Genomic DNA, 21,901 nt, shown 5'->3' with positions numbered 1-21,901 from the left:
GAATCCGGTACCTCCCGTCATACTGATCGGCTCCGGCCGGTAGGTGAACGGTTCTCCGCGGATACTTACGTCATGACCGTCTACAACCAGATCGGCAGGACCTACAGCGCCGCCCGCAGACCCGACCCGAGGCTGGCCGCCCGGATCACCGCCGCGCTCGGGGACGCCGCGACGGTCGTCAACGTGGGGGCGGGCACGGGGTCGTACGAACCCCCGGCGACCCTGCTCGCGGTCGAGCCCAGCACGGTGATGATCGCCCAGCGGCCCCCGGGGTCGGCCCCCGTGGCGCGCGCCCGGGCCGAGGCCCTTCCCCTCGCCGACGGCGTGGCCGACGCCGCGATGGCGATCCTGACGGTGCACCACTGGACGGACCTCGCGGCCGGGATCGCCGAGTTGCGCAGGGTCGCCCGGCGCCGCGTGGTGATCCTCACCTGGGACCAGGAACTCACCCGTGACTACTGGTTCCTCAGGGAGTACCTGCCCGAGGGCGCGGCGCTGGACGACGCACGCGCCGTCCCGATCGCCGATCTCGTCCGGCTGCTCGGCGGCGCGCGGGTCGAGCCCGTCCCCATTCCGCACGACTGCACCGACGGGTTCGGCGCCGCCTACTGGCGCAGGCCCGCGGGCTACCTCGATCCCGTGGCCCAGGCGGGCATGTCCGTGCTCGCCCAGCTCGATCAGGCGGTCGTACGGCCGGCCCTGGACCGGCTCGCGGCCGACCTGGAGTCGGGGCGCTGGCACGAGCGCCACCGCGACCTGCTCGACCTGGAGGAGTACGACGCCGGATATCGGCTTCTCGTGGCCGATCTGTGAGCCGATCTGTGAGCCGGGGCGTGGGATCCGCACCGCGGGGGGTAAGGACAGACCGGAAGGAGAAGGCATGCCTGACCCTGCGGAGACGGAGCGGCTGCGCCAGGTCGTGGACGAGGTGTTCCACGACCGCCTCCGCGTGACGCGCCGCGACCTCTACTCCGCCGCCGCCGCGGACATTCACGTGCCGGCCGAGACCCTCGCCCTCCTGAACGAGATCCCCGAGGGCTCCTACAGCCGGCGGGAGATGCTGGAGGCCATCGAGGGGGCCGTACGGGACCGGGACGAGGCGGAGCGGGAGGCGCGGCCACCGGAGCGGATCACCGCGCTGGAGGACACACCCGAGTTCGAGCACGCCATCGCCGACGACACCACGTTGAACGCGCTGATCCAGGAGTCCTCCGGCCCTCCGCCGGACGCGCCGCGGTTCCGGGAGCCCGGCGAGTGAGACAACCGGCGCACGAGAAGGAGGAGGGGTGACGCGATGCGATCCGGCCCGGTGACGATGCGGGTGCGACGCTACCTGCCCGACGGCAATCCGTTACGGCGCGGAACCGACCGCGTCGAGTCCGCGGCCGTCCTGGCCTTCCTGATCCTGGCCGTGCTGAGCCTGGTCGCGGCGTTCGCCGTGGGCGCCGCCGTGTATCGCGGCGGCGTGGCCGAGGAGCATTCCGGGCGCTGGGTGACGGCCACCGTCACGCGGGACGCGCCGGCGGCCACCTGGGTCGCGGTGGAGGGCACCGCCGCGCGGCTGCGCACGGGAGTCGCCTGGACGGCCGCCGACGGCCGTACGGTGACCGGGCAGGCGCCGGTTCCCTCAGCGGCCAGGGCCGGCACGCCCGTGCGGATCTGGCTGGACCGCGACGGCAGGCCGGGCGACGGCCCGCGGAGCCGCATCGACACGGTCGCGGACGGCGTCGCGTCCGGAACGGCCGCGGCGGCGCTGTCGCTGACGGCCCTGCTGGCGTGCCTCGCCCTCATGCGCCGCCGTCTCGATCATCGCAGGTACGCCGCCTGGGACGCCGGATGGCTCGCGATGAACCGGCGGCGCAAGCCCGAGGACGCGTGAGCAGACCCTAGGAGGCGCGTCGTGCTGACAGTCACCGACCACGCCGTTCAGGCGATCCGCGATCTGATGGTGGGGGAGTACCTCCCCGATGAGGCGGGCCTGCGCATCGCGGCCAAGCCGGGCGAGCCCGCCTCGCTGGAGCTCTCGCTGGTGAGCGCGCCCTTCTCGGGCGACGAGGTGATCAAGAGAGCGGACGTGCGCGTCTTCCTCGACGCAGAGGTCGCCCAGGCCGTCGGCGGCAAGACGCTGGACGCCGAAACCGGTCCGGGCGGCCGCCCGACCTTCCGCCTGAGCTGAGACCTACTGGTCGCCCTCGTCCTCCTCGTCGCCGGGCGGCAGGCCGGTGCCCGCCACCGTGTCGGCGAGCTGGTCGTCGTCGAGCCGTCCGGTCGGCGGCTGCCCGAACGTTCCTCCTCCGGAGGCCCCGCCGCCCGACACGCCGGTCCCGCCGACGATGCCGGCGGCGTCCTGGTCCGCCTTCTCCACCGACCCCTGCCGGGTGGCCCGGATGCCGGGCGTCCGGTTCTTGAACCGCGGGTCGTCCTGCGCGTTGGTCGCCAGCTCCTCGGCGAGCTGCTTCGGGTTCGTCTTCTTCTCGTCCATACGGGCCGCCGTACCCGGCGGCCCGTAGGCCATTCATCCGTCAGAGCACCTCAGAGCTCGGCCGGGACCCGCTGCGCCGGAACGCTCGCCTCCTGGCGGCTGCGCAGCGCCTCCAGGCCGACCAGGTCGTCCGCCTCGGCGTCCGGGGTCTCCTGGTCGAACCTCGCCAGGGCCGGGTGACGCAGGGCCAGCGTGATCGTGAGCGCGATGGCCAGGCCGCACACGACGTACAGCAGGCCGATGCCGCGGCCCTCGCCGACCCCGATCACCGTGCCGACCGTGTCGGCCAGCGGGCCGTCCGGCCGCATCAGCGGCTCGAAGACCAGCCCCACCAGCCAGGCCTGTACGGCCAGGCCGACCGGCTGGGTCGACAGCGCGAGCATCCGGTTGATCGCGATGACCCGGGCGTGGTAGCGCTGGGGCACCTTCGAGTGGATGATCGTCAGCCAGATGCCGTCGCTGATCGTCATCATCAGCGACATACCGAAGGCGCCGACCGTGATGAGGACGAGCGACGGGCGCAGACCGGCGATCGCGCAGAAGATCCCGAGCACGCCGGCGGCCGACAGCATGCCGAACATCCGGCGGTCGCGCGGGCCGCCCCACAGCGTGATGATCACGCCGCCGCAGACCGCCCCGATCCCGGCGAGCAGCGCCACCCGCCCGGTGTCGGCCAGCTCGCCGACCGACAGCACCAGCGGCGAGATCATGATGAACCCGGTGAACAGGAAGAAGTTCACGATGAACATCGTGAAGGCCATGGCCCGCAGGCCCCGCCGCCGCAGCAGGTAGCGGAAGCCGTTGCGGATCTCGGCGGAGACCGTCTCCCTGCGCCGCCAGGCCATCGTGGCCGGGAAGCGCACGAGCAGGGTCACGGCGAACGCGATCGCGTAGCAGATCACGTTGGCGGTCAGGATGCCCTCGATGCCGATCAACGCCAGCACGGCGACGGAGAACAGCGGGACCATGAGCTGGGCCACGGCGTTGCCGAGCTGGACGACGCCGCCGACATGATGCAGGTAGTGCTTGGGCGCGAGCTGCGGACCCGCCGACTGCCAGGCCACCCGTTGGAGGGTCACCGATATCGACAGCACCACCAGCAGGCCGTACAGCAGGGGCATGCTCAACACGTCGCCCGCCATCAGCGCGAGCAGCGCGGCCTGCACGGCCAGCGACATGCCGTCGGCCGCCAGCATCGCCCGTTTGCGGTCGTACCGGTCGACGAGCGCGCCGATCAGCGGCGCGAGGACGAGCCCCGGCACCAGCCCGATGATGGCGAACAGCCCGAACTGCACCAGCGAACCGCTCTTCAGGTACGCCCAGATCGGCACGGCGAACTCGGTCATCACGGCGCCGATCATGGAGACGATCTGACCGGTCGCCACCGTGAAGAACCGGCCGAGGCTGGGCTGCGGCCCGGCGACGTCGGCCCGCCGGTCGGCGGACAGCGCCTGCCGCCACCACGTCGCCGGGTCGTCGGGCGGGCGCGGATGCCACTCCCCGGGACTCTCCACGGCGGTGTGGGTGGTCGTGACGATCGCGGCCAGTTCCTCGGTGCGGTATCGGAGGAAGTAGTGGCCGGCCTCGGCCATCACGACCAGCGCCGTGGTCTCGGAGACGCAGTGCCAGTCGCGGTAGCGCTCCTGGTAGAAGTCGGTCAGCGCGTCGCGGTCGCCGACGATCGAGATCACCGGGGCGCGCAGCTGCGGGCTCTGCTGCTCCACGAGTTCGCTGAAGTAGTCCTCGCCGGCCCGCGCGTCCACCCGCATCGTGCGGATGATGTGGTCGACCTGCTCGGGGTCGAGGTCCTGCAGGTCGGCGCCCATCGCGCGGAGCCAGTTGGCGTGCGCGTTGGCGTTGTCCAGCGCCTTGCTGCGGAAGATGCGGCCGAGCAGGCCGTTCAGGCCCTTGGTGGGGGTGGCGAACGGGAAGCTGCCGCCCACGTAGACGGCCTCGACGTGCCGCCCGGCCGCCTCCAGCCGCCGCGCGATCTCGGCGGTCAGCGCGCTGCCGACACAGTGGCCGTACAGCGCGACCGGGCCGTGCACGCGGTCGAGCACCTCGTCGCAGACCCGCTGCGCCGCCTCGTGGAACGGGATCGTGCTCTCCTCGACCCCGAGCTCGTGGCCCGGCAGGGCGACCGCGAACAGCGAGTGCCCGGCCGGCAGCGCGTCGGCCAGCGGCTGGTAGATCATCGCGCTGGCCCCGCCGTACGGAATGCAGACCAGGGACAGCGTGGGCGCCTTGACCGGCCGGGTGAGCTCGACCAGCAGGCCGCGGGGGCCGTCCTCGGTCTCCTCCGGCGCCTGCCGGGCGGCGTCGATCAGCGCGGCCAGCTCCCGCACCGTGCGGTTGGCGATCGCGTCGAGCACGGTCACCTGGTAGCCGTCGGCGGGCAGCGCCTGGCGCAGCTTGGCGACCATGCGGATGAGCAGCAGCGAGTGGCCGCCGAGCGCGTTGAAGTCGTTGTCGATCGAGACGGCCTCGATGCCGAGGACCTCACGCCAGACTCCGGCCACCACGATCTCGGTCTCGGTCGTCGGCTCGGCCAGGTCCTCGCCCACCCGGACCACCGGATCGGGCAGCGCCTTGCGGTCCACCTTGCCGTTGGCGTTGAGCGGGATGGTCTCCAGCGGCACGAACACCGACGGGATCATGTATTCCGGCAGCCGCGCCGCGCAGTGCTCTGCCAGCTCGGATAACTCCGGACCTGTGGGGACGTAGTAGGCGACGAGCCGTTTGTCCTCGGGCGTGAACGCGTGCACGGTGACGACCGCGTCGCGCACGCCCGGGTGATCGAGGACGGCCGCCCGCACCTCGTCCAGCTCGATGCGGTAGCCGCGGATCTTCACCTGGTCGTCGAACCGGCCGAGGAAGGCCACGTTCCCGTCGCGGGTCCAGGCCACCCGGTCGCCGGTGCGGTACATCCGCCCGCCCTCGTTCCCGGAGACAGGGTGGAAGGGGTCGGGGAGGAACCGCTCCTCGGTGAGGTCCGGCCGGTTCATGTAGCCGCGGGTCACGCCCACGCCGCCGACGTACAGCTCGCCCGGCACGCCGACCGGCTGCAGCCGCCGGTTGGCGTCCAGGACGTACATCCGCATGTTGGGCAGCGGACGCCCGATCGGGACGACCTCCACGAGCTGGGCGTCCCGCACCGGATAGATACACGTGCCGACAGAGGCCTCGGTGGGGCCGTACTCGTTGATCAGCCGGCCCGGGCCGAGCATCTCCAGCCAGCGGTTGGCCATCGAGCCGGGCAGCGCCTCGCCCGCCACGACGATCTTCCCGGCGAGCGCCGCGGCCTGCCGGGCGTCGATCTGGTGACCGAGCACCTCCAGGTGGCCGGGGGTGCACTTGATGAAGCCGTACGGCCCGCCCGCCACCAGCAGCGCGCCCAGCTCGCCCATGTCGAAGTCCTGGGCCAGCACGGTGACCCGCTGTCCCACGACGAGCGGCGCCCACAGGTTGGGCACCACGAGGTCGAACGCCACCGAGCCGAACAGCGGCGCGCCGCCGTCGCCCTGGGACGCCAGGTCCTCGACGGCCCACCACACGTGGTTCACCAGCCCGCGGTGGGTGACCTGCACACCCTTCGGCTTGCCGGTGGACCCCGACGTGAAGATCACATAGGCCAGCCGGTCGATGTCGTACGGCACGCCGGCCGGGTCGCGCGGCTGCTCGTCGAGCAGGCCGCCGTCCACGTCCACGACGTCGACGCGGACGCCGTCGAAGAGATGCGCGTAGCCCGCCGAGGTCAGGACCAGCGGGGTCGCGGCGATCGACAGCATGTCGCGGACGCGCTGTGCGGGGAACTTGGGATCCATCGGCAGGTAGGCCGCGCCCGCCTTCCACACGCCCAGCAGACAGGCGATGAGGTCCGGGCTCCGGTCGAGCAGCACGCCCACCGTGTCCTCCGGGCCGATGCCCCGCTCGCGCAGCAGGTGGGCGACCTGGTTGGCGCGGGCGTGCAGCTCGGCGTACGTGGTCGTACGGCCCTCGAAGGAGGCCGCGACCGCGTCGGAGCCCGCGTGGCGCTCCAGCAGCTCGGGCAGGGCCACGTCCGGATACGGCCGGGCCGAGTCGTTCCAAGTGCCCAGCACCACATCGCGCTCGGCGTCGGTGAGCAGCTCCAGGCCGGCCAGCGGGGTGTCCGGGGCGGCGGCGATCCGCTCGGCCAGCGCCCGGTAGTGCCCGGCCATCCGGGCGACGGCGTCCGCGTCGAACCGGTCCTTCTGGTAGGTCAGATAGAGCTCGGGGTCGCCGGTGCCGTTCAGGTGCACGAGCAGCGCGAGGTCGTAGGTGAAGTCGTCGACCTCGTGCTCCCAGACCGACGCCTCCAGTCCGGGCCAGCGCCCGCGCTGGTCACGGAAGACGCGCAGCGAGAAGCCGACGGTCGACAGCGAGAAGTTGCGGGCGTCCCGGTCGCTCAGCGCCCCGGCCAGTTCCGAGAACGGCAGGTGGTTTTCGAGCGCCTCGCCGAGCCTGCGCCGCACCCCGGCCGCCGCCTCCCGGAACGAGGGGTCGCCCGACAGGTCGGCGCGCAGCGGCAGGGCGTTGACGAAGCAGCCCAGCACGGGCTCCAGCTCCACCCGGCGCCGGCCGCCGTCCACCGTGGCGATCGTCAGGTCGCCCTGCCCGGTGTAGCGCGCCAGCAGCATCGAGAAGACCGTGAGCAGGGCCACGAACGGGGTGGTTCCGGGGCCGCCGGCCTCCCGCAGCGCCCGCAGGACCTCGTCCGGCAGCGTGAACAGGTGGCAGTCGCTCCGGTTGCCCTCGGTGGCGGCATGACCGTCCCGCGCGATGGGAAGCTCCACCGCGCTCGCGCCGTCGAGCCGGTCGCGCCAGTAGGCGAGCCGCCGCTCGCGCCGCTCGCCGGTCAGCTCACGCCGCGACCAGGCCGCGTAGTCGGCGTACTGGAGCGGGGGCGTGGCCACCTCGGCGGGACGGCCCTCGTGGGCGGCCGCGTACACGCTGGTCAGCTCGTCCACGATGATGCCGACCGACCACCCGTCGCACGCGATGTGGTGGCAGACGAACATCAGCACGTGGTCCTCGTCGGCCAGCCGGACCAGCGTCGTGCGGTGGACCGGCCCGGTCTCCAGGTCGAAGCGTTCGACGGCGGCCCTGCACGTGATCTCCCGGGCCCGGCCCTCCCGCTCGGCCTCCGGCAGGTCCCGCAGGTCGACGACGTCGAGCGGCGCCGGCCCGGGGTCGAGGACGATCTGGCGGGGCTCGTGCCCGTCGCCCTCGTAGACCGTACGCAGGATCTCGTGGCGTTCGACCAGGCTGTCCAGGGCGACGGTCAGCGCCCGGGTGTCGAGCGGGCCGGTGAGCCGCAGGCCGATCGTGGCGTTCGGCGCCGGAGCGCCCTCGGCGAAGCGGGCGCCGAGCCACATCTGGGTCTGCTCGTAGGAGCAGGGGGCGGGTCCCTCGCCGCGCGGGGTGATCGCGTCCGCGGCGGCGGCCCTGGCGGCTCTGGCGGCGAGGAGCCGGCGCAGGGCCTCCTGCCTGCGTGGGGAAAGCGACGCTATTAGATGCTCGTTGTCAGTCGTCGGCGATATCGTCACCGAGCGTTCTCCTCTCTGCGCAAATTATGCGCAGGACCAGCTGACCACGCAGAAAAGTGGTTGAACCAGAAAACGCTTGATCGTCGATTTCGCAGGATCTCGCCGCGTATCTCGCCGCGTTTCGAGCCGAGATGCGTGGGAGCGCTCCCACGAAGTGATTATTTCACGATACGGGATGCACAGTGGGTAACGCAAGCCTCACTTCGACCTGCTATCCGGTGCGAAGAGTATTGGGAAATCGACCTTCCGTCATCGATTGCGGGCGACAGAACATGAGTGGTCGTCGGCATTGCCGATGGACACAGGCGAATGTCGGATAATTTGACTGACGCCGTCGAGTGAACCGGATGAAACATGTTTCTTGCGCGTGACCCGATTCGGGTTCTATGTTGGCCGCCGGAATCTCTTTTCCGCAGGGACGCCGCCTATTCGAGGGCCCGCCTGCCTCCTTAATTCGACTTTTCCCCGTGCTCGGCCGCGGCCGGATCCCGCGCACAAGGAGGACGCATGGACGACTTCTGGAAGCCCCTGGAAATAACCCCGGACGGCACCGCCGCCACGCCCGAGGGGCTGGTGGAACGGCTGCGCGGATTGAACGTGGGCGACCTGCTGGTCCGCGAGAAGGCGCTCGTCTTCCGGGGGTTCGGCGTCACGCCCGAGACCCTCGAGCCCGTGATGGACATGCTGCTGCCCAACCGGCTGGCGTACGTCCACGGCAACTCGCCCCGCACCAAGGTGGGCGGCAACGTCTACACCTCGACCGAGTACCCGCCCGAGTACACGATCTCCATGCACAACGAGCTGTCGTACTCCGCCACCTGGCCCTCGCGGCTGCTGTTCTACTGCGAGAAGGCGGCCGAGACCGGCGGGGCCACCCCCGTCGTGGACGGCGTGCGCTGGCTGGAGTCGCTCGACGACGAGGTCAGGGAGGCCTTCGCCAAGGGCGTGCGCTACACCCAGAACCTGCACGCCGGCCGGGGGCTCGGCAAGAGCTGGCAGGAGACGTTCGAGACCGAGGACCGCGACGAGGTGGCCGGATTCCTCGACCGCATCGGCGCGGACTGGCAGTGGCGGCCCGACGGCGGCGTGCGGATCTCCCAGATCAGGCCCGCCACCACCCGGCACCCGGTGACCGGCGCCGAGGTGTGGTTCAACCAGGCCGACCAGTGGCACCCCGCCTCGCTCGGCGACGAGGCCGCCGCCATGCTCGCCGAACTCATGCCGCCGGAGGAGCTGCCGCAGTCGGTGACGTTCCCCGACGGCGCCCCGATCCCCGGCGAGTACGTGATCCAGGTGCGTGACCGGGGGCTGGACAACGCGGTGGACGTCGACTGGCGGAAGGGCGACCTGCTGCTGATCGACAACGTGCTGGTCGGGCACGGCCGCAGGCCCTTCACCGGCTCCCGCCGCATCCTCGTCGCCATGTCCGACTGATCGCGCTCTCGAAAGGGAAAACGCAGTGAACAAGATCGGACTTGGGGTCGCCGCGACCTTCACCGCCGAGCCGCTCGGGGACGCCCTGCGGTTCTGGCTCACCGAACTCGGCGTCGAGGGGGAGGTCGCCTTCGCTCCGTACGACCAGGTCTTCCCCTCGCTCCTCGACTCGGGCAGCGTGCTCGGCCGGGCCGGCGCCGCCGTCGTGCTGGTCCGGGCGGAAGATCTGGTCGCCGGGGATCTGGTCGCCGGGGATTTGGCCGCCGAGCAGGACAGGCTCGACGAGGTGGAGGCCGTGGCCATCGACCTCGCCGCCGCGCTGCGAACCTCGGCACGCGCGTCCGGCACGCCTCACGTGCTCGTCGTCTGCCCTCCCTCGCCCGAGCACGGCTCGCCCGAGGCCCACGCGCGCCTCGCCTCCAGTCTGGCCCGGGCGTTCGAGGGCGACCGGGCCGTCTCCGTGCTCACGTCCGCCGAGCCGTACGAGCCCGCGCCGGAGGCCGTCCACGACGCCTTCGCCGACCGGACCGGCAACGTCCCCTACACCGACCGCTACTTCGCCGCGCTGGCCGCCGCGGCCGCCCGCCGCCTGCACGCCATGACCACCCCGCGTCCCAAGGTCGTCGCCGTGGACTGCGACGGCACGCTCTGGGACGGCGTGGTCGGCGAGGACGGCCCCGACGGCGTGGTCATCGGCCCGGAACGGATGGAGATCTGGCGGGAGCTGGCGCGTCAGGTCGCCGCGGGCAGGCTGCTGTGCCTGTGCAGCAAGAACGAGGAGAAGGACGTCCGCGAGGTGTTCGCCCGGCATCCGGAGCTGCCGGTCGGCCTGGACGACGTCGCCGCGATGCGCGTCGGGTGGGAGGCCAAGTCTCAGTCGCTGCGCTCGCTCGCCGCCGAGCTCGACCTCGGGCTCGACTCGTTCGTCTTCCTCGACGACAGCCCGGTCGAGTGCGCCGAGGTCCGGGCCGGCTGCCCCGAGGTGCTGACCCTCCGGCTCCCGGCAGGCGCCGCGGAGGCGGCGGCCTTCCTCCGGCACTGCTGGCCCCTCGACCTGACCGCGGTCACCGAGGCCGACCGCGAGCGCACCCGCCGCTATCAGGAGGAACGGCAGCGAGAGCAGGCCAGGGACGAGATGTCCCTCGCCGACTTCTTCGCCACGCTCGACCTGCGGGTGACCATCACCCCCGCCGGTCCCGAGCACGAGGCCCGGTCCGCTCAGCTCGCCGAGCGGACCAACCAGTTCAACCTCTCGGGGGCGCGTCGCCTGGACGGCGACGAAAGGTTCGTCGTGGACGTGCGCGACCGCTTCGGGGACTACGGCGTCGTCGGCCTCACCGACGTGCGTACGGAGGGGGACACGCTGCGCGCCGGTGCGTTCCTGCTCAGCTGCCGGGCGCTCGGGCGCGGGGTCGAGCACCGCATGCTCGCGCACCTGGGGGCGCTCGCGCGGGAGCGCGGGCTGGCCCGGGTGGCCCTGGCCTTCCGGGCGACCGAGCGCAACCAACCGGCCAGGGACTTCCTGGCCGCCCTGCCGGCGACGGTGGAGCCGTACGGCGAGGAGGCGGCCTGGTACGTCCTCGACGCGGGCGCCGCGGCGGCCGTCGTCCACGCGCCGGGCCCTGCTGAGGAGAGGGCAGCGGGGCCCGCCCGGACCACAGCACAGACCACCGGGACCACAGGGACCACCCGGATCGCGGAACCCGCCGCTCCCGCCGGCTGGGCGGCCGTCGAACGGATCGCGACCCGGCTGACCGGCGCCGACGCGATCCTCGACGCCATGCGAGCCGCCCGTCCCGTGGCGGAGGTGGCCGGAGCGAGCCCCGTCGAGGCGACCGTGATGCGGATGTGGGCCGAACTGCTCGACGTGGCGCCGGCCTCGGTGAGCGACGGCTTCTTCCAACTGGGCGGTCACTCGCTGCGGCTGGTGCAGTTCATGGCGCGGGTGCGTGCCGAGTTCGGCGTCGAGCTGCCCTTCGACACGCTCTACACCACCTCGTTCACCGTCGCCGAGGTCGCCAAGGCGATCGAGGAGCGGCAACTCGCCGACACCGACGACGAGGAGCTGGCCGGGCTGCTCGACGAGCTCGCGGGCCTGTCGGACGAGGAGATCGACGCCCTGCTCGACTCGGGGAACGGCTGATCCGCATGGCCACGATGCTGCTGAGCACCCACGGCACCAACGGCGACGTGCTCCCGTTCGTACGCATCGGGCGCGAGCTGGCGGAGCGCGGCCACGACGTCGTCGTGATGACGCACTCCTGGTTCGCCGACCGGATCGCGGCCGCGGGTCTCCGGCACCTGCCGATCGACACGGCGGAGGGCTACGACCGGCACCTGGACGACGCCCGGCGCTACATGCTCGATCCCCTGAAAGACCCCGACGGCGTGCTCGCGCTCTACCGGCGCAACGGCCTGTTCGAGCTGCTCGCCGACGAGGTCCGCATGATCGAGGCGCATTACCGGCCGGGGGAGACCGTGGTGGTCGCCCGGCACACCTCGGGCATCGCCGCGCTGATGGCCGCCGAGCGTCGCGGGGTGCCGGTGGCGCTGGTGTCCGTCACGCCCCACCAGTACGTCTCGTTGCCGGTGCTCGGGAACCTCTTCAGACGCGTGCTCGGGCAGGGGTACGACGACGTCTTCCAGGCGTTCGGCCTGCGGCCGGTCCGCGACTGGGTCGCCTACCTGACGAGCGCCAAGACCCAGCTCGCGCTGTGGCCGGAATGGTTCGACGCCGCGGGCCAGCCGGCGCCGGAGGGCGTCGTCCGCTGCGGGTTCGTGCTCGGCGACACGGCGGAGGGGCCGGTTCCCGACTGGGCCGAGCCGCCCGTGCTGATCACCGGCGGCACCGGGCAGGTGCTGCACGACCGGTTCTACGACGTGGCGGCGCGGGCGTGCCGGCGGATCGGGAGGAAGGCCCTGCTGGTGAACCGGCACCCGTCGTTCCAGCCCGAGTCGCTGCCCGACGGGGTGGAGTGGGTGCCCTCGGCGCCGTTCGCCACGGTCATGCCCCATGTCGCCGCGGTCGTCCACCACGGCGGGATCGGCACACTCGCCCGGGCGCTGTCGTCGGCGACCCCGCAGGTGCTCCTCGCGCACGGCGTCGACCGCCCGGACAACGCCGAGCGGCTGGAACGCGCCGGGGTGGCGACCTGGCTGCCCGTGTCGCACTGGACCGAGGACCGGACGGCCGGCCTGCTGGCCCGGGCCCTGGACTCCGCGGCCGACGGCGGATACCGGGAGCGGATCGCGCCGCTCGCGGCCGACGCCGCGTCGGAGGACTCCGTGCGGGTCGCGGCCGAGCACGCCGAGGCGCTCATCGGGACCGACGCGGTCATGACGCGGCCGGATCCGCGCGAGCGGCTGGCGCGTCTCACCCCGGAGCAGCGCACGCGCCTGGCCGCCATGGCGCGCGCCCGCCGGGGCGTGTGAAGGAGGGCCTCCCGGGTACGCCGAGGTGCCGTACACCGACGGAGGGGGATCCATGGGCGGCACGGTGGCGCCGATCTCGCGCTTCGACTACGACAAGGTGGCGATCGTCACCGGGGCCGACTCGGGGATCGGGCGGGCGACCGCGGTGATGCTCGCCGCGCACGGCTTCGACGTCGGCGTCACCTTTCACCGGGACGAGAAGGGCGCGAGGGAGACTGCGGAGCAGGTCGAGGTGCGGGGGCGCCGGGCCGCGGTGCGGCAGCACGACCTGACCGACCCGGTGGCCGCGGCGGCCGTGATCGACGAGCTCGCCGACGAGCTGGGCGGCCTCGGCGTGCTGGTGAACAACGCGGGCACCGGCACGGCCGAGCCGCTTCTGGAGATCGGCTACGACCGGTGGCGGTCGGTCCTCGCGGTCGACCTCGACGGGCCGTTCCTGTGTTCGCAGCGGGCCGCCCGCCGGATGATCGCGCGCGGCGCGGGCGGCCGGATCGTCAACGTGACCAGCGTCCACGAGGAGTACCCCCGCCTCGGGGCCGGGCCCTACTGCGCGGCCAAGGGCGGTCTGCGGATGCTCAGCCGCACACTCGCGATGGAGCTGGCCAGGCACGGCATCACGGTCAACACCGTGGCACCCGGGGAGATCGCGACTCCCATGACCGGGCAGGAGGACCAGCCGCCCCGGCCGGACACCCGGCCCGGCTATCCGCTGGGCCGTCCCGGCGACGCCCGCGAGGTGGCCGCGATGATCGCCTTCCTGGCCGGGCCGGCCGCGTCGTACGTCACCGGCGCGTCGCTGTTCGTGGACGGAGGGCTCGGCCTGATGGGCCCGCAGGCCGCCGGCGACATCGACAAGGACATCTGGGCGTCCGCCTGACCCGTCATCCGCCGGGGAGTGCGGCGGCCAGGCCGTCGAGCACCTGCCGCAGGCCGGACGCGAAAAGCCGCTCGTTCCGGTCGGCGCGGTGCGGCCCCTCGGCCTCCACCATGATCCGTATCAGCGTGGGATGGGCGCCCGAGGCGATGATCGCGTCGCCGTACGCGCCCTGGGCGGCCAGCCACGTCTTCGCGTCGTAACCCGCGGCCCGCTGCGCCACCTCGTACGCCACCGAGCCGTGCACGAAGATCTGGATCGTGCTCACGGCCGCCAGCATCGCGTCGGGGTCGAGACCGAGGCCGTCGACCGCGTGCAGCCACGCCTCCAGCCAGCGCAGACTGCCCGGGCCGAGACCGGGCCGGGCCGCCGCGGCGACCGGAAACCAGGGGCGGCGCAGCATGAGCGCGCGTGTCCGCTCGGCGAGCTCGCGCAGGTCCGCACGCCACTCCCCGGTGGGCTGCGGCGGCGCGTGCTCGTTCAGCACGGCGTCCACCATCAGGTCGATCAGGTCGTCCTTGCTCGACAGGTATCGGTAGAGCGAGGTCGTGCCGGTGCCCAGCTCCGCCGCGACCCTGCGCATGGACACGGCGTCGAGCCCCTCCGCGTCCGCCACCGCCACCGCGGCCCTCGCGATGTCGTCCCTGCTGTGCGCGGGACGGGGCCCACGAGCGGCCCGCGCGGGACGGTTCCAGATCGATTCCATTGCGAACAGTGTACGCAGTAGTCTACGGTCAACAACTGCGAACGCTGTTCCCGAGTTTTAGGGGTGATCATGGACGTCGACGTGGTGGTGGCGGGTGCGGGCCCGGTCGGGCTGATGCTCGCCTGCGAGCTGCGACTGGGCGGGGTATCGGTGCTGGTCCTGGAACGGGAGGCCGAGCCCGGGGCGGCGCACAAGGCGGGGGCGATGGGCGCGCGGTCGATCAACGCGCCGACCGCGGACGCCTTCCACCGGCGGGGGCTCCTGGAGGAGGTGCGGCGGGCCGCGCTGATGTGGTTCACTCCGGGCGCCCCTGATCCGGACGCCCCTGATTCGGACGCCTCTGGCCCGTTGCCGTTCGCCGGGCACTTCGCCGGACTGCCGGTCAGGGTCGACCGGCTGGACCCGGGCGATCCGGACCTCGCCGCCCACACGCTCGGCGGCGGTGCGATCAGCGTGCTCGACCTGGAGGCGATCCTGGAACGCCGCGCCCGTGCGCTCGGCGCCGAGATCCGGCGCGGGTGTCCGGTCACCGGCTTCGACGCCGGCGACGACGGGGTGACCGTCGCGACCCCGGCCGGGCGGATCCGGGCGGGTTGGCTGGCCGGGTGCGACGGCGGCCGGAGCACGGTCCGCAGGCTCGCCGCAATCGCGTTCCCGGGCACCGACCCGGAGTTCACCGGCCGCCAGGCGATGGTCGAGATGACAGAGCCGGACCTGCTGCCGCTGAGCGGCTGGGTGCGCACCGGCCGGGGCTCGTACGCGCACGGCCCGGTGCCGGGGCGGCTCCACATCGTGGAGTACGGCCCTCCGCCCGCCGACAGGAACGCGCCGGTCACCACGGAGGAGATCGCCGGCTGCCTGCGCCGGGTCGCCGGGATCGATCCCGGCATCGTCTCGGTGAGCGCGGGCACCAGGTACACCGACGCCACCCGGCAGGCCGCCACCTACCGGGCGGGCCGGGTCCTGCTGGCGGGCGACGCCGCGCACATCCATTCGCCGGCCGGTGGACAGGGCCTCAACCTCGGCGTCGGCGATGCGATGAACCTCGGCTGGAAGCTCGCCGCGACCGTGCGCGGATGGGCGCCGGAGGGGCTGCTCGACACCTACACAGAAGAGCGTCATCCGGTCGGTGCATGGGTGCAGGGCTGGAGCGACGCGCAGACCGCGCTCGGCCGTCCCGACGCCCGCACCGCGGCGCTGCGGGCCGTGGTCGCCGATCTGCTCGACACCGTGCCCGGCGCGACATACGTGATGAAGCAGATCTCCGGTGTCGGGCGGCTGCGCGGCCGCGTGGCGCCCGATCTCGTGCTCGACGACGGCAGCCTCCTCGCCGGCCGCTGCCGCACCGCCCGCTTCCTGCTCGTCACGCGCGACCCGGGGCTCGCCGCGCGCGCCGAGGGCTTCGCCGGCCGTCTCGCCGTGCTCCCCGGCCCGGACATGCTCGTCCGGCCGGACGGGTACGTCGCCTGGGCGGGCGAGCCGCCCGCGGACCCGTTCACGCCGTGGCTCGGGCACAGAGGGCTTGGTGGCTGACGGGCCCTTGTCGCACGACCCGGGCGTGGGTGACGATGGCGCCTGAAGACGCGGAGAGTGAGGGCGCCGTGACCAATCCATGGCTCGCGCTTGAATCCGGGGCCGACGCGGCGGAGCGTACCGGTGAGCTGCGCCGCGCCCATGAGCGCTTCCTGTCGGCCGGGGCGATCGACGGACCGGTGCGTTCCCTGGTCGCCGACTCGTGGCGGCGATCGGCCCAGGCGGTCGATCCGGACGCGCTCGCGCCGCTGGAGCTCACCGACGCCGAGCTCGAGGAGTATCGCAGCGCGCACCCGCTGGCCAGGGTGCTGCCGCTGTTCCGCGATCTGCTGGGCGGCATCGCCGACGACGGGCGGCACCTGCTCGCGGTGTGCGACGCGGCCGGCCGGCTGCTGTGGGTCGAGGGACATCGCGGGGCGCGGGCGCGGGCCGAGCGGATGAACTTCGTCGCCGGGGCCCGGTGGGACGAGTCCCACGCGGGCACCAACGCCCCCTGCGTCGCGATCACGGTCGGCCATCCCGTGCAGATCTTCGCGGCCGAGCACTTCGCCGTACCGGTGCAGCCGTGGACCTGTGCCGCCGCGCCCATCCACGACCCGCACACCGGCCGCCTGCTCGGCGCGGTCGACGTCACCGGCGGCGACAACCTGGCCAGCCCGTACAGCCTGGCCCTCGTGCAGGCGGCGGCCCGCGCGGCGGAGGCGCACCTTGCTTCCGATCACGGGGCCACGCTTCCCGCTCCGGCCCTTGCGCCCGCCGTGAGGCTCACGGCGCTGGGCCGGGACGACGCCGTGCTCACCGAGGGCCCGCGCCGCATCAGGCTCGGTCCCCGGCACAGCGAGATCGTCGTGCTGCTGGCCTGCCATCCCGAGGGGCTGAGCAGCGACCAGCTCAGCGCGGAGCTGTACGGCGACCGTATGCTGAACCCCGTCACGCTCCGCGCGGAGCTGTCCCGGCTGCGCCACCGGCTCGGCCCGCTGCTCGACTCCCGTCCGTACCGGCTGCGGGTGCCGGTGCGGGCCGACTTCCAGGCGCTCGCCGAGCACCTGGCCGCCGCGGACGCCGACGCCGCGCTGCGGGCCTACCGGGGGCCGCTCCTGCCCGCCTCGGACGCGCCCGGCGTCGTATGGCAGCGCCGCCTGCTGGACGACGGCGTACGCGATCTGCTGGTGGCCCGGCGTGACTCCGCGCTGCTCGAGCGATGGACGCGCGCGCCGTGGGGCAGGGACGACATCGTCGCCTGGCAGGCGCTGCTGGCCGCGCTGCCCGCCGGATCCCCGGCCCGGGCGGGGGCCGCCCGGCGGGTGCGCGACCTCGACGCGGAGTACGGCCTGCCGTTCAGGTGAAATTCTTGAGCCAGCGGAGGGCGACGGCCGCCGCCAGGCGGGGCGGCACGGTGCCCGCCCCGAGCCCGACGTCGACGAGCAGGTCGAACACCTCGGTGCGGCGGGCGGCGACCGTGATCGCCGCGTCGATGAAGCCGGGGGAGCGGGCGGCCAGGGCGAGCACGTCGGTGGTGCGCAGGTGCCGCCCGAGCGCCCCGCGCAGCCCGCGCCGGTAGGCCCGCAGCGGGTCGTCCGGCGAACCGATCGCCGCCTCGGCGGCCAGCCGTCCCGACAGCAGCGCGTAGTAGATGCCCTCGCCGGTCAGCGGGTTGACGAGGCTCGCCGCGTCGCCGGCCAGCAGCACCCGGCCCGCGCCCGGCACCGGCCGCCCGCTCGACAGCGGCAGGTGATGCGCCCGCAGGTCGCGGACGGGCGACCTGATCTCACCCAGCAGGGGCAGGAGCCGGGCCAGCCGCCCGTGCAGGATCTCGCGCCCGGGCCGGCCGGTCTGTCTGAGCATCGGCAGCAGCAGGCCGTAGCCGACGTTGGCCGTGCCGTCGCCCACCGGGAACGACCAGGCGTAGGCCGGCCAGGCCTCGCTCTGCATGACGATGACCTGCTCGTCGTCGTCCGGCGGCACGTCGGCGTACCCGCGCACCGCGATGGCGGTGTGCCGGTCCGGGCTCGGCGGGACGCCGATCAGCCGCCGTACGGCCGAGTTGGCACCGTCGGCGGCGACGACCGCCCGGGCGACCAGGTGGCCGTCGATCACGACGTGCCCGCCGAGGGCGGTCAGCGTACGCACCCGGTGGCGGCGCACCTCCACGCCGCGCGCCCGCGCCGCCTCGACCAGCCGGGCGTCGAAGACCCGGCGGGGGACCACGTGGTTGGGCCGCGCGACGACGGCCGAGACGTGGGCCCCGCCGGGCGACGTCACCGACAGGCGCGGCGTCGGCCGGTGGTCGTCGAGCAGGCCGGGCAGCCCGAGCCGCGCGAGCTCCTGCCGTGCGTGCGCCGCGATGCCGTCGCCGCAGGCCTTGTCACGCGGGAAGGCCGCCCGGTCGAGCAGCAGCACCCGGCAACCGGGGTCGAGTTGCTTGGCCCGCAGCGCGGCGGCCGAGCCCGCCGGTCCGGCGCCGACCACCACCAGGTCCCAGACGTCCTCCACATCTACAGACCGTACGTGGAGAAGAGGTTGGTGGTGGGCCAGGACTTCACCGAGTTCGCGGCGGTGTGGAGAAGAGCGTCGATGGCCCCGTAGTTCAGCCCCGAGGCGTCGTCGCGCTGGTCGAACAGCACCACCCAGCTCAGCCCGTCGTAGCGCCGGACCATGAGCGTGGAGGTGCCGGCCAGCGACCCCGTGTGCCAGGTGTTGCGGCCCCCGGTGACCGGGCGGACCTGCCAGCCGAGGCCGTAGTACCAGCCGTCGGAGTTGACTCCGATCGACGGCTTGGCGAACGCCTTGGAGATCGAGGTAGAGGTCAGCACGCCGGCCGCGTCGAAGAGGGTGGTGAACTTGGCCAGGTCGACGGCCGTGGCGAGCCAGCCGCCGTGGGCGGCCATGTTCTCGAGGTTGAACCCGCCGTACGGGAAGGGCACCACGGAGTTGGAGGTGTCGATCACGCTCTTGCCGGTGTACTGCGAGAAGTACGGCACCTCACCCGATTTGCGGAGACTCTTGGCGGTCCTGCCGAGCACCATCCGCTTGATCTTGAGGGGCGTCAGCACCTTGCTCTGCACGTAGCTCGCGTACGAGACCCCGCTCGCCTTCTCGATGATCTTCTGCAGGAGAAGGTATCCGTAGTTCGAGTACGCGTATGTCGTGCCCGGCGCGTGGTCGAGCTTGAGGCCGGACGTGTGCGTGACGATCTGCGCCTGCGTGATCGGCAGCGGGACGCCGAGTGCCGCGGCGATGACCCGGTCCTTGAACATCGGGTCGCCCGAGACCTCGGAATCCCACCCGCCGAGGTGCTGGAGCAGGTGGGTCACGGTGACGGAGGCGAGGCGCGGGTCGGCGGTCGTGCTCAGTCCCAGCAGCGGCGCGACCTTGGCCGAGAGGCTGAGCTTGCCGTCCTGTGCCAGCTTCAGCACCGCGGCCGCGGTGACCGGCTTGCTCAGGCTCGCGATGCGGAACAGCGAGGTGGGCCCCGCCGTGAACGAGGTGTCCGCCGTCCAGTTGTAGCCCCGGGCGAGCACGAGCTTGCCCTTGCGGACCACGGCCAGGGACGCGTGGGGGATCGCCCGGTCCATCATGAAGCGCTTCAGCGTGTCGTCGAACGGCTTGAGCGACGTCGCGCTGCGGCCGGTGACGCTCCACACGCGGGCCGCCGCGTTCGCCGGTGACGTGGGCAGCCCGGCGGCCAGCCCCGCCGCGGCGCCGCCCGCCAGCAGGCGCAGGGCGTTCCTTCGGGAGGCAGAAAACGTTTCCGAAATCATGACGGCTGATCTTAGGGGAGATTTGACCATTTATGACCGCGGCTCTGACCGCACCGGCCAGAGGCTGAGTGCGGAAGGACGCCGCGGGACGACGCTCCGGAACGATGCGGGAACACGGACGCAACGTGTCGGCAACGTGCCCGCGACTAACGTCCGGGGCGTCAGACCCACACCCTGTCCGGGAGGTCCATCTCATGACCCGTTACGCCGCGCCGGGACAGCCGGACGCCCTTATGGCGTACGAGCAGCGTTACGACCACTGGATCGGCGGCGAGTACGTCCCGCCGCAGCGGGGGCAGTACTTCGAGAACCCCTCGCCGGTGACCGGTCAGACCTTCACCGAGGTCGCGCGCGGCACGGCCGAGGACGTCGAGCGCGCGCTGGACGCCGCGCACGGCGCCGCCCCCGCCTGGGGGCGTACGTCCGCGGCCGAGCGGGCGAACATCCTCAACCGGATCGCCGACCGCATGGAGCAGAACCTGGAGCGGCTCGCCGTCGCGGAGACCTGGGAGAACGGCAAGCCGATCCGGGAGACGCTGGCCGCCGACATCCCGCTGGCCATCGACCACTTCCGCTACTTCGCGGGGGCGATCAGGGCCCAGGAGGGCAGCCTGTCGGAGATCGACGCGGACACCGTCGCCTACCACTTCCACGAGCCGCTCGGCGTCGTCGCGCAGATCATCCCGTGGAACTTCCCGATCCTGATGGCCACCTGGAAGCTCGCGCCGGCGCTGGCCGCGGGCAACGCCGTGGTCCTGAAACCGGCCGAGCAGACCCCGGCGTCGATCCACTACTGGATGAGCCTGGTCGCCGACCTCCTCCCGCCGGGCGTCCTCAACATCGTCAACGGGTTCGGCGTCGAGGCGGGCAAGCCGCTGGCCTCCAGTGCGCGGGTCGCGAAGGTGGCGTTCACGGGGGAGACCACCACCGGGCGGCTGATCATGCAGTACGCCAGCGAGAACATCAAGCCGGTCACGCTGGAGCTCGGCGGCAAGAGCCCCAACATCTTCTTCGACGACGTGTCCTCCGCCGACGACGAGTTCTTCGACAAGGCGCTGGAGGGCTTCACGATGTTCGCGCTCAACCAGGGGGAGGTGTGCACCTGTCCCTCCCGGGCGCTCATCCAGCAGGGCCACTACCAGCGCTTCCTGGAGGCCGCGGTCGAGCGCACGGAGAAGATCGTCCGCGGGCACCCGCTGGACCAGGCCACCATGGTCGGCGCCCAGGCGTCCAACGACCAGTTGGAGAAGATCCTGTCCTACCTCGACATCGGCCGGCAGGAGGGCGCCAAGGTGCTCACGGGCGGGCACCGCGCCGACCTCGGCGGCGAGCTGTCGGGCGGCTACTACGTCGAGCCGACGATCTTCGAGGGCGCCAACAACATGCGGGTGTTCCAGGAGGAGATCTTCGGGCCGGTCGTCTCGGTGACCTCGTTCACCGACTTCGACGACGCCATCAAGATCGCCAACGACACGTTGTACGGCCTCGGGGCGGGCGTGTGGACCAGGGACGTCAGCAAGGCGTACCGGGCCGGCCGGGCCATCCAGGCCGGGCGGGTCTGGACGAACTGCTACCACGCCTATCCCGCCCACGCCGCCTTCGGCGGCTACAAGCAGTCGGGCATCGGCAGGGAGACGCACAAGATGATGCTCGACCACTACCAGCAGACCAAGAACCTGCTGGTCAGCTACTCGCCCTCGAAGCTCGGCTTCTTCTGATGCCCGAGATGTCCCGCGTGGACCTCACCTCCGCGGCCGCCGACCTCATCCGGCGGCTGCGGGTGGCCCACGGCCCGCTGATGTTCCACCAGTCCGGCGGCTGCTGCGACGGCAGCGCCCCGATGTGCTACCTGGAGGGCGAGTTCCGCACCGGCTCCTCGGATGTGCTGCTCGCCTCGCTGGCCGTCGAGGGCGTCGACGAGCCGGTCACGTTCTGGATGTCGGCGAGCCAGTTCGAGCGCTGGCGGCACACCCACCTGACCGTGGACGTCGTCCCCGGCCGGGGCAGCGGCTTCTCCCTTGAGGCGCCCGAGGGCGTGCGCTTCCTGATCCGTTCCCGCCTGCTCACCGACGCCGAACGCGCCGTCCTCGACGGCTGACCGGCCTCGCGAAA

General features: G+C 72.6%; 17 protein-coding genes. 12 read left to right on the top strand and 5 right to left on the bottom strand.

The genetic code is table 11. The annotated features are described in order from the left end of the window. Positions 1-72 precede the first annotated feature (72 nt). From HHX35_RS14900 to HHX35_RS14885, 4 genes are all read left to right on the top strand, one after another. Complete coding sequence (locus HHX35_RS14900; RefSeq protein ID WP_182899436.1) at positions 73-813, top strand: class I SAM-dependent methyltransferase; 741 nt, start codon at positions 73-75, stop codon at positions 811-813. A 67-nt stretch (positions 814-880) separates the two neighbouring features. Continuing rightward, positions 881-1,258, top strand: coding sequence for a hypothetical protein (locus HHX35_RS14895; RefSeq protein ID WP_182899435.1), 378 nt, complete (start codon positions 881-883; stop codon positions 1,256-1,258). A gap of 36 nt (positions 1,259-1,294) precedes the next feature. Further along, on the top strand, positions 1,295-1,879 hold the full coding sequence (locus HHX35_RS14890; RefSeq protein WP_182899434.1) for a hypothetical protein: 585 nt from the start codon (positions 1,295-1,297) through the stop codon (positions 1,877-1,879). Positions 1,880-1,900: 21 nt separating this feature from the next. Then, positions 1,901-2,176 carry a hypothetical protein gene (locus HHX35_RS14885; protein ID WP_182899433.1) on the top strand — a complete coding sequence of 92 codons (276 nt, stop codon included), beginning with the start codon at positions 1,901-1,903 and terminating at the stop codon, positions 2,174-2,176. Positions 2,177-2,179: 3 nt separating this feature from the next. On the opposite strand, the gene HHX35_RS14880 is transcribed toward HHX35_RS14885, so the two are convergent. Then, positions 2,180-2,482 (bottom strand): hypothetical protein, encoded by a 303-nt coding sequence (locus HHX35_RS14880; RefSeq protein ID WP_182899432.1) that lies wholly within the window; start codon positions 2,480-2,482, stop codon positions 2,180-2,182. A 50-nt stretch (positions 2,483-2,532) separates the two neighbouring features. After that, complete coding sequence (locus HHX35_RS14875) at positions 2,533-8,049, bottom strand: non-ribosomal peptide synthetase (protein ID WP_310739101.1); 5,517 nt, start codon at positions 8,047-8,049, stop codon at positions 2,533-2,535. A gap of 507 nt (positions 8,050-8,556) precedes the next feature. On the opposite strand from HHX35_RS14875, the gene HHX35_RS14870 reads away from it, so the two are divergent. The 4 genes from HHX35_RS14870 to HHX35_RS14855 are packed head-to-tail and all read left to right on the top strand — an operon-like array spanning position 8,557 to position 13,792. Then, the gene (locus HHX35_RS14870; RefSeq protein WP_182899430.1) at positions 8,557-9,483 is read left to right on the top strand and encodes a TauD/TfdA family dioxygenase; all 927 of its coding nucleotides are present in this window, start codon (positions 8,557-8,559) and stop codon (positions 9,481-9,483) included. 25 nt (positions 9,484-9,508) lie between these two features. After that, positions 9,509-11,626 (top strand): HAD-IIIC family phosphatase, encoded by a 2,118-nt coding sequence (locus tag HHX35_RS14865; RefSeq protein WP_182899429.1) that lies wholly within the window; start codon positions 9,509-9,511, stop codon positions 11,624-11,626. Positions 11,627-11,631: 5 nt separating this feature from the next. Then, complete coding sequence (locus tag HHX35_RS14860) at positions 11,632-12,915, top strand: glycosyltransferase (RefSeq protein ID WP_182899428.1); 1,284 nt, start codon at positions 11,632-11,634, stop codon at positions 12,913-12,915. Positions 12,916-12,967: 52 nt separating this feature from the next. Next, entirely contained in the window at positions 12,968-13,792 is an 825-nt protein-coding gene (locus HHX35_RS14855; protein WP_182899427.1) for an SDR family oxidoreductase, read from the top strand. Between the two features lie 4 nt (positions 13,793-13,796). On the opposite strand, the gene HHX35_RS14850 is transcribed toward HHX35_RS14855, so the two are convergent. After that, a complete protein-coding gene (locus HHX35_RS14850) occupies positions 13,797-14,495 on the bottom strand; it encodes a TetR/AcrR family transcriptional regulator (protein WP_182899426.1) in 699 nt (232 codons plus the stop codon). 69 nt (positions 14,496-14,564) lie between these two features. Between HHX35_RS14850 and HHX35_RS14845 the strand changes: the two genes are divergently transcribed. Together HHX35_RS14845 and HHX35_RS14840 are read left to right on the top strand one after the other, a co-directional pair. Further along, positions 14,565-16,028 carry an FAD-dependent oxidoreductase gene (locus HHX35_RS14845; RefSeq protein WP_182899425.1) on the top strand — a complete coding sequence of 488 codons (1,464 nt, stop codon included), beginning with the start codon at positions 14,565-14,567 and terminating at the stop codon, positions 16,026-16,028. Positions 16,029-16,096: 68 nt separating this feature from the next. Beyond that, complete coding sequence (locus HHX35_RS14840) at positions 16,097-17,374, top strand: helix-turn-helix domain-containing protein (protein WP_182899424.1); 1,278 nt, start codon at positions 16,097-16,099, stop codon at positions 17,372-17,374. Here HHX35_RS14840 and HHX35_RS14835 read toward each other — a convergent pair. Next, positions 17,367-18,521, bottom strand: a complete 1,155-nt coding sequence (locus tag HHX35_RS14835) for an NAD(P)/FAD-dependent oxidoreductase (protein ID WP_310739100.1) — start codon at positions 18,519-18,521, stop codon at positions 17,367-17,369. The two genes, HHX35_RS14840 and HHX35_RS14835, sit on opposite strands and share 8 nt — an antisense overlap. Positions 18,522-18,523: 2 nt before the next feature. Then, positions 18,524-19,789, bottom strand: coding sequence for a serine hydrolase (locus HHX35_RS14830; RefSeq protein ID WP_182899423.1), 1,266 nt, complete (start codon positions 19,787-19,789; stop codon positions 18,524-18,526). Positions 19,790-19,983: 194 nt separating this feature from the next. On the opposite strand from HHX35_RS14830, the gene adh reads away from it, so the two are divergent. Further along, positions 19,984-21,507 (top strand): aldehyde dehydrogenase, encoded by a 1,524-nt coding sequence (adh, locus tag HHX35_RS14825; RefSeq protein WP_182899422.1) that lies wholly within the window; start codon positions 19,984-19,986, stop codon positions 21,505-21,507. Positions 21,508-21,515: 8 nt separating this feature from the next. Further along, positions 21,516-21,887, top strand: coding sequence for a DUF779 domain-containing protein (locus tag HHX35_RS14820; RefSeq protein ID WP_182899718.1), 372 nt, complete (start codon positions 21,516-21,518; stop codon positions 21,885-21,887). Positions 21,888-21,901 lie beyond the last annotated feature (14 nt).

The organism is Microbispora sp. H10830 (genome assembly GCF_014161375.1).
Classification (GTDB): Bacteria; Actinomycetota; Actinomycetes; order Streptosporangiales; family Streptosporangiaceae; genus Microbispora; species Microbispora catharanthi.
Note: the sequence above shows the minus strand (reverse complement) of the source record. Positions and strands in the feature narration are given on the sequence as shown.

Excerpts from the sequence above, each read along its gene's own strand:
- HHX35_RS14900 (WP_182899436.1), top strand. The coding sequence starts at position 73 with ATGACCGTCTACAACCAGATCGGCAGGACCTACAGCGCCGCCCGCAGA.
- HHX35_RS14895 (WP_182899435.1), top strand. The coding sequence starts at position 881 with ATGCCTGACCCTGCGGAGACGGAGCGGCTGCGCCAGGTCGTGGACGAG.
- HHX35_RS14890 (WP_182899434.1), top strand. The coding sequence starts at position 1,295 with ATGCGATCCGGCCCGGTGACGATGCGGGTGCGACGCTACCTGCCCGAC.
- HHX35_RS14880 (WP_182899432.1), bottom strand. The coding sequence starts at position 2,482 with ATGGACGAGAAGAAGACGAACCCGAAGCAGCTCGCCGAGGAGCTGGCG.
- HHX35_RS14870 (WP_182899430.1), top strand. The coding sequence starts at position 8,557 with ATGGACGACTTCTGGAAGCCCCTGGAAATAACCCCGGACGGCACCGCC.
- HHX35_RS14860 (WP_182899428.1), top strand. The coding sequence starts at position 11,632 with ATGGCCACGATGCTGCTGAGCACCCACGGCACCAACGGCGACGTGCTC.
- HHX35_RS14855 (WP_182899427.1), top strand. The coding sequence starts at position 12,968 with ATGGGCGGCACGGTGGCGCCGATCTCGCGCTTCGACTACGACAAGGTG.
- HHX35_RS14850 (WP_182899426.1), bottom strand. The coding sequence starts at position 14,495 with ATGGAATCGATCTGGAACCGTCCCGCGCGGGCCGCTCGTGGGCCCCGT.
- HHX35_RS14845 (WP_182899425.1), top strand. The coding sequence starts at position 14,565 with ATGGACGTCGACGTGGTGGTGGCGGGTGCGGGCCCGGTCGGGCTGATG.
- HHX35_RS14830 (WP_182899423.1), bottom strand. The coding sequence starts at position 19,789 with ATGATTTCGGAAACGTTTTCTGCCTCCCGAAGGAACGCCCTGCGCCTG.
- adh (WP_182899422.1), top strand. The coding sequence starts at position 19,984 with ATGACCCGTTACGCCGCGCCGGGACAGCCGGACGCCCTTATGGCGTAC.
- HHX35_RS14820 (WP_182899718.1), top strand. The coding sequence starts at position 21,516 with ATGTCCCGCGTGGACCTCACCTCCGCGGCCGCCGACCTCATCCGGCGG.